The sequence below is a fragment of the Gordonia sp. (in: high G+C Gram-positive bacteria) genome, assembly GCF_020438995.1.
In the GTDB taxonomy this organism is placed as follows: Bacteria; Actinomycetota; Actinomycetes; order Mycobacteriales; family Mycobacteriaceae; genus Gordonia.
Map to the genome: position 1 here is coordinate 24326 of NZ_JAGQTN010000187.1, position 6233 is coordinate 30558.

General features: G+C 67.0%; 6 protein-coding genes, 1 tRNA gene and 1 pseudogene. 5 read left to right on the forward strand and 3 right to left on the reverse strand.

What is annotated here, in order from left to right; all coding sequences use genetic code 11:
* Window positions 1-26: 26 nt before the first annotated feature.
* Window positions 27-647, reverse strand: a complete 621-nt coding sequence (locus tag KDB67_RS13665; RefSeq protein ID WP_291016534.1) for a DNA-3-methyladenine glycosylase — start codon at window positions 645-647, stop codon at window positions 27-29.
* A 66-nt stretch (window positions 648-713) separates the two neighbouring features.
* Here KDB67_RS13665 and KDB67_RS13670 point away from each other — a divergent pair.
* Window positions 714-1612: pseudogene (locus tag KDB67_RS13670) on the forward strand (SMP-30/gluconolactonase/LRE family protein).
* Between the two features lie 85 nt (window positions 1613-1697).
* Here KDB67_RS13670 and KDB67_RS13675 read toward each other — a convergent pair.
* Window positions 1698-2675, reverse strand: a complete 978-nt coding sequence (locus KDB67_RS13675) for a type IV toxin-antitoxin system AbiEi family antitoxin domain-containing protein (RefSeq protein WP_291016536.1) — start codon at window positions 2673-2675, stop codon at window positions 1698-1700.
* Window positions 2676-2809: 134 nt separating this feature from the next.
* Between KDB67_RS13675 and KDB67_RS13680 the strand changes: the two genes are divergently transcribed.
* Genes KDB67_RS13680 through KDB67_RS13690 form a run of 3 tightly spaced genes read left to right on the forward strand, consistent with a single transcriptional unit; the run spans window position 2810 to window position 5463 of the window.
* Entirely contained in the window at window positions 2810-3187 is a 378-nt protein-coding gene (locus KDB67_RS13680) for a hypothetical protein (protein ID WP_291016537.1), read from the forward strand.
* Window positions 3153-5195 carry a helix-turn-helix domain-containing protein gene (locus tag KDB67_RS13685; RefSeq protein WP_291016539.1) on the forward strand — a complete coding sequence of 681 codons (2043 nt, stop codon included), beginning with the start codon at window positions 3153-3155 and terminating at the stop codon, window positions 5193-5195. Before KDB67_RS13680 ends, KDB67_RS13685 begins: the two co-directional genes overlap by 35 nt.
* On the forward strand, window positions 5182-5463 hold the full coding sequence (locus KDB67_RS13690) for a hypothetical protein (protein ID WP_291016541.1): 282 nt from the start codon (window positions 5182-5184) through the stop codon (window positions 5461-5463). The genes KDB67_RS13685 and KDB67_RS13690 overlap by 14 nt, the downstream gene beginning before the upstream one ends.
* Window positions 5464-5689: 226 nt before the next feature.
* Here KDB67_RS13690 and KDB67_RS13695 read toward each other — a convergent pair whose 3' ends face one another.
* Complete coding sequence (locus tag KDB67_RS13695; RefSeq protein ID WP_291016543.1) at window positions 5690-5950, reverse strand: hypothetical protein; 261 nt, start codon at window positions 5948-5950, stop codon at window positions 5690-5692.
* 207 nt (window positions 5951-6157) lie between these two features.
* Between KDB67_RS13695 and KDB67_RS13700 the strand changes: the two genes are divergently transcribed.
* Window positions 6158-6233, forward strand: a tRNA-Tyr gene (locus tag KDB67_RS13700).

Below are 6233 nucleotides of genomic sequence, written 5' to 3' on the forward strand. Positions count from 1 at the left end.
GATCCGTTCGGTGGTCAAGGAGACTGCTACGCGGGAACGTCTCCGATGGAGCTCGGGGCGCGGGGGCTGCGGCGGTACGTCGAGACCGCTGGGGAGGTCGGGAGCCAGAGGCGCCACGGGCGGTCGGCTGCTTTGGCGACGCCTACGCGGGGGCCGGTCTCCCATGTTTCGGCGCCCCGCAGCTCCAGGCAGATCGTCGACTCCGGGTCGAACAGGTCGGTCCCGTTGTCGGACAGCTCAATTCCGAGAGCCTTCCCCAGATTTCCGGGCCCCCTGGCGAAGTCGCCGGCCCGCCGGACGCCGGGCCGGCGCGCCTTCACGACGTCGTCACCGTCGATGATCTCGGCCGACCGGAGCAGCACTGCGCAGGCGGTGTTCTCGGGTCCGCAGACGACATTCACGCACCGATGTATCCCATAACTCAGGTACACGTACAGGAAACCCGGCGGACCGAACATCACCCGGTTACGCGGCGTCGGACCGGGATACGAATGTGCGGCGGGATCGGGCCACGGCCCGTCTTCGGGCGACCCGTACGCCTCCACTTCGACGATCCGCGCACGCACCTCGCCCACCGTCAGTATCGAACCGAGCACCCGGCTCGCAGCAGTGACCGGATCGGTATCGGCAAGGTCGGTGGCGTCCACGTGCAGCTATTCTGCCGTGCCCGGAGATTGCGGGGCGAAGGCGGTCTGGCGCGCCTATGGTGAGGCATGGCCGAAGATGTCCGCGAGATCCGTACCGTCGTCACAGGAATGTCCTTCACCGAGTGCCCCCGCTGGCATGACGACCGATTGTGGTTCGTCGACTTCTACACCCACGTCATCTGCTCGGTCCGCGAGGACGGCAGCGACCTGCGTGTCGAGGTCGAGGTGCCGGCCCAGCCGTCGGGGCTCGGCTGGCTGCCCGACGGACGGCTGCTCTACGTCTCGATGCGTGACCGCAAGGTCATGCGGCGCGAGCCCGACGGCACCTCGGTGGTCCACGCCGACGTCAGTGAGTTCGTGGGTGGACACCCCAACGACATGGTCGTCGACGACGCGGGGCGCGCCTGGCTGGGCAACTTCGGTTTCGATCTCATGGGCAGTGGCGACGTCGCTCCGACCGTCCTGTTGCGCATCGACCCCGACGGCTCGGTCACGGTCGTGGCGGACGACGTCTGGTTCCCCAACGGCAGCATCGTCACTCCTGATGGCGTGCTGCTCGTCGACGAGACCTTCGCCAATCGGGTCAGTGCCTTCGACATCGCCGACGACGGCTCGCTGCGCAACCGCCGCGTTTTCGCACAGTTCGCCGAGCCTCCGGCCGCAGGGCCGCTCGCCGAGGTGTTCGCCCAGATCGCAGTCGCACCTGACGGGTGTGGGTACGACTCCGACGGATGTGGATCGCCGACGCGGTCGGCGGTCGCGCGATCCGCGTCCGCGAAGGCGGCGAGATCGTCGACGAGGTGGCTCCCGGCAGCGGCGTCTTCGCGTGCATGCTCGGCGGCGCCGACGGCCGCACCCTGTTCCTCTGCTGCGCCCCCGATTTCGACGAACAAGCAAGAACGGCCGCAAGAGAGGCGGAAATCCGAGCCATCACAGTCAACACCCCCCGCGCAGGCCTCCCCTGACGACGTGACATTTCCCGCTGAGCAATTTCGTTCAGCACCAATCGGATCCGATCGGCGATCAAGGAAATCGCTACGCGGGAGGTGATCACGCGCACAGACCGAGGCGCTTGAGTCGCGGTTTGAGGAGGGCGACGACAGTGTCCGACTCCAGGTGGGCCCACGTCCAGCGGACGAAATGCGCATCGGTCGCCCGGAGTTCATCCTCGCGCAGTTTCTCCCGGACGACGGCGTGCTCGGCCGTCTCACCGGGTCTGAGTAACCGACCGTACTTGTGGAGACCGTCGAACTCGCCGATCAGGGCTTCGTCCCAGTCGAAGTCGGTGTGGTAGCTGCCCGATGGGCAGTGGAATCGATGCTGTAGACGCGGAACCGGCAGCCCCGCTTCGATCATCTGGGCGCGGCTCCATGATTCGCCGACGCTCTCGGACAATCCGTTCGCGCAGGCGAGTGCGCGCCGTGCGACCCGAACACCGACGCGCCGCCTGGACTCCAGGATGTCACCCATCACCTCGACATCTCCGCCCATGCGGATCGCCTGGTCGAACGCCGTCAGAGCCTGCGCGAACACGCCCTGGGCCGCGACATCGACCGCGGTCCGCTCGATGGTGGTCACCGCGATCCCGTCGACGACTGTGACCTCCGCCGGATCGAACGGCGCCGCGTGCAGGTGTCGATACCGGTGAACGGCGCCACCCGACCGGCCACCGGTCGTCACGTGGACGCGCGCGATGTCGGGCTTGAGCAATGGGATTCCATGGAATGCGGCGGCGGTGGCGTGGCACAACGGTAGCGGTGAGTCCGACGTGGACAGTCCGGATGTCGCGACCGCGATAGCTGTCATGCGGTGCAACCGCTGAGCACCCTCGTGGCCGTCGAAGGATGCGCTGGGTGCCACCAGCACCCCCGGATAGACGCGGATCAGCAGACCACGCCGCACAGCATCGGCAATCTGATTGTCGGACAAGCCCATTCCCAACAGCACAGACCGCCGAACAAGCCCATAAGAGTCACAAGGATACGAATGCATGGCTATCAGACGCACCAACCCCCCGTTTGGTTCCATCCAATTTGTTCCCGCGTAACGGTTTCCTTGATCGCCGATCGGATCCGTTTGGTGTTCAAGGAAACAGTTGAGCGGGAACGGTTCCGTCAGGCGTCGCGGACGCGGCGAACGGCTCTGCCGAGGGCGCGGCGTTGATGCGGGAGTCGGCGACGTCGACGATCCGCGACCGTCGCGCGCGGGTCACGCCGGCGTTGAAGCTGTTGTGGCGGATCGTGTTCGCGTTCGCCGGCCAACCCCGGACAGGGCTGCGGTTGCATTGGGGTCCGATCGAGTTCCGGTCCCTGGCTGAGAAGGGTGCGGCGTCGGCGCAGGCCTCGGCGGCGCTGTCGCAGGAGCGGATCCTGACCGACATCTGGGAGATGTCACCGCAGGAAGCGGCACTGGTGATCCAGCAGCGCACCGCCGATGCGTTGCTGCGCATGCAGATCGCCGCCCCCGCCGAACCATCCGCACCCGATTCGACTCCCCCGGTGACCGGTGACAGCACCGACGACGACATCGACGGCCAGTAGCGGCAGCTACGCCCAGGCCCTGGCGGCCGCCGCGGCGTTGCACGCTGCGGTGTCGGCGGCACCGGACCCCGGCGAGGCGATCCGGTCGCTGGCGCTGGCGGTGGCCACCCGCCGTGAGTCCTTGGCAGCGTGGGCGTTCGAGGTGATCGCGCAGTTGTGGCGGCGCACCAACCCGTACGACGGGGCATCGGTGCAGGCGTTCACCGCGCAGGCGGCGCGGGCGTTGCATGCGGCGCAAACCGACCTCGCCCGCGTCACCGCGGCGGCGCAGTCGCAGCAGATGACGGCGCTCGGCATCAACGCCGGCACCATCATCCCGTCCGACCCTGCCGAGGTACGTGGTGCGCGGGTGGATGTGGTCGACGGCCGCGCCGAGGTGATCGCCACCCCGACAACCGTCGAGTACCAGCCCGAACCCGCCACCGAAGACGCTGATCGTGCGAGCGATGAGCGTTCCGACGCCGACCGCGACTCACAGCAACCGGCACGACGCCCCACCCAGACGGCGTACACGCCGTCGCAGGGCGAACACCGCGGCCCAACGCCGCGCTCAACGAGCACCTCGCCGCCGACGGGGCAGCGCCGCGGCGTGACATCGACTTCGACGAGCGCACCAGCACCCGTGGGCCAGCGGCGCACCGCCGGCTCGACGAGCAGCTCGCCGTCGGCTGGACAACGCCGCGGCGTCACCTCGACGACCGGCACCACCAGCGACGGCCGCCCGGTGCAGGTGACCGTGTCCGATCACTCCACCGAGGAGGTACTCAACCGCCCGGCCCGCACCTACCGGTACCAGCGGACGCAGGGCGCGACCGTCACCGAGGCCAACACCGCCGCCGAGGAACGCCTGGCCCGCATCGTCGACGACAACCTGATGCTCGCCCAGCGCATCGCCGAACACGAAGCCCTCGCCCAGGCCGCCGACCTCGATGACAAGGTCCTCGGGTACCGGCGCATCGTGCACCCGGAGCTGGCCAAGGGCGGGTCGTGCGGCATGTGCCTGGTGGCGGCGAACCGCCGCTACAACATCGGCGACCTCAAACCCCTGCACAGTGGGTGCCATTGCACGGTTGCGGCGATCACCGCCGACTTCGACCCGAAGATGGTCAACGACGAAGACCTGTCCCGCCTGTACGGCGACGCCCAGAGCAACTACCGGCGGGCGCTGGTACGTACCCGCTACCAGGTCGACGAGCACGGCGAGCTCGGCGCGGTCCTGGTCCCCAAGACCGCGCACAAGACCCGCACCGAACGCGCCCGGGCCACCTCGGCGCGCCGCAAACTCGCGGCCAAGATGCACCGGGAGGGGTCGTCGACTGCGGAGATCGCCGAGGCGCTCGGGGTGTCGGATCAGACCGTCCGCAACGATCTCAAGGCATCTGGGGTCAGTGCCGGTCGCCCAACACCTGGCGGCATGCCGAGGAAGTCCGGCGTGTCGCCGCCGAAGAAGGTCCAGAACGACGACACTGATCGCCGCTTCGGCCAGACTGCCGGAGGTAACGGTGGCGGCGAGCCGCCCATCACTGGCAATGGGCCTGGTGCGGGCTCGGCCGGCTTCCCACCGGAGTTCCCTCGCCTGCCCAACGGTTCCGCAATCCCGTTCACACCACGTGACGTGGAACGGCTTGATGAATCTGACTTCAAGCACTTCAACGGGACTGATGGCACGACGGACGGCGGTCACATCTTCGGCCTTGGATGGAATAGGAAGACCGAGTTTCCGCAGTGGGTTCAGTCACTCGAAGACTTGCAGCGAATTCAGAATGCGGTGCTCAGCAGCGGCTCAGTGCAGGTCCGGTCGGGCCGGTTTGGTCGATTCGAGTTCCGTGGTTCGATCATCGTCGATGGCCACTCGATGGTCGTCCAAGTCGTCCTCGATGCCGACGCTGTCCCGATCACCATCTTCCCGGTGAACGGTGATGGAGTAGGCCGAAATATCGATGGGCGTCGCCGAGACCAGCCGTACAGCCTGGATGCGTTGCTAAACTGGGCTGGTGGCAACGAGTAGTGACGCGATTGACGCGCTGGTCCGCAGCGGCGTGCAGCTTGATGATCTCGCCGTATCCGCGCTCGACTGCGGTGCGTTCGGGGTCGTGCTGGTCGATGCCATCGGATTGGCTGACGAGCAGCAGGCGGTGCTGACTGCCGATGTGCTGCGCGATGTTCGGGACGCGTTCGAGCACGATTGCGTGTTCCGGCCGGGCAGTAACGAGCCGAAGCTCATCCGAGATGCGCTGCAACGCATTGAAGAACGATCAGCGGCGGCTGCCGCTTAGTCGCCCACACCGCGACCTGAGTACCCCGTAACCCGTTCAGGGTGCGGGGTTCTCGCATATCTACAGGCACTCCCCTCCCCTCGTTCGGGGTGAGGAGCTATCGCCCGTCGTCGGGCATCGTATACCCCCGTGAGGAGTCATCATGTGCGAGACCGTCTATGCGCGTATCGAGCAGGACCCGGCCGTCGCCTGGCGTGCGACGGCCGGGATCGAGATACCGCAGGCGTCAGATCCGTTTCTCCAGCTCCGCGACTTGCTGCTTGAGGGCCTCAACTTCCGGCAGGATGTGCTGGCTGAATGCCCACAGTGTGTCGCACAACGCGGCCAGGCGCACGGTGTTGTCGGCGGCCGCGGTGAACAGGTCTTTGAGCGTGTCCAGGGTTTCCTCGGTCGTCGGGCTGGTGCCGGTCACGCGTTGGCGCAGGTTGTCGGCCGAGTATTCCCACGCTCGTTGTAGGTCGTTGCGGGCTTCGTCTTCAAAGGTCATCTCTGATTCTCCTTGCGTTGCTCGGGCTGGTACCCCGAGTCGCCGCCTCGACCTCCTTGCCGGGGCGGCGTGTGCAGCGTAAGGCCCCGATAGGCCGAGTTGAGATCCTGCCCGAAGCGTAGTCTGGGACACGCGCAGGGAGACCCGTTCCAGCTTTGAAATAATAGGCCGTCAGAACGAGCGGGGCCCTGCGTTTCTAGCTTTCCGGGGGTGACGACGCTGGTGCGTCATCCGGACTGTAAATCCGGCGCGTGAGCATGGCAGGTTCGATCCCTGCCACCCC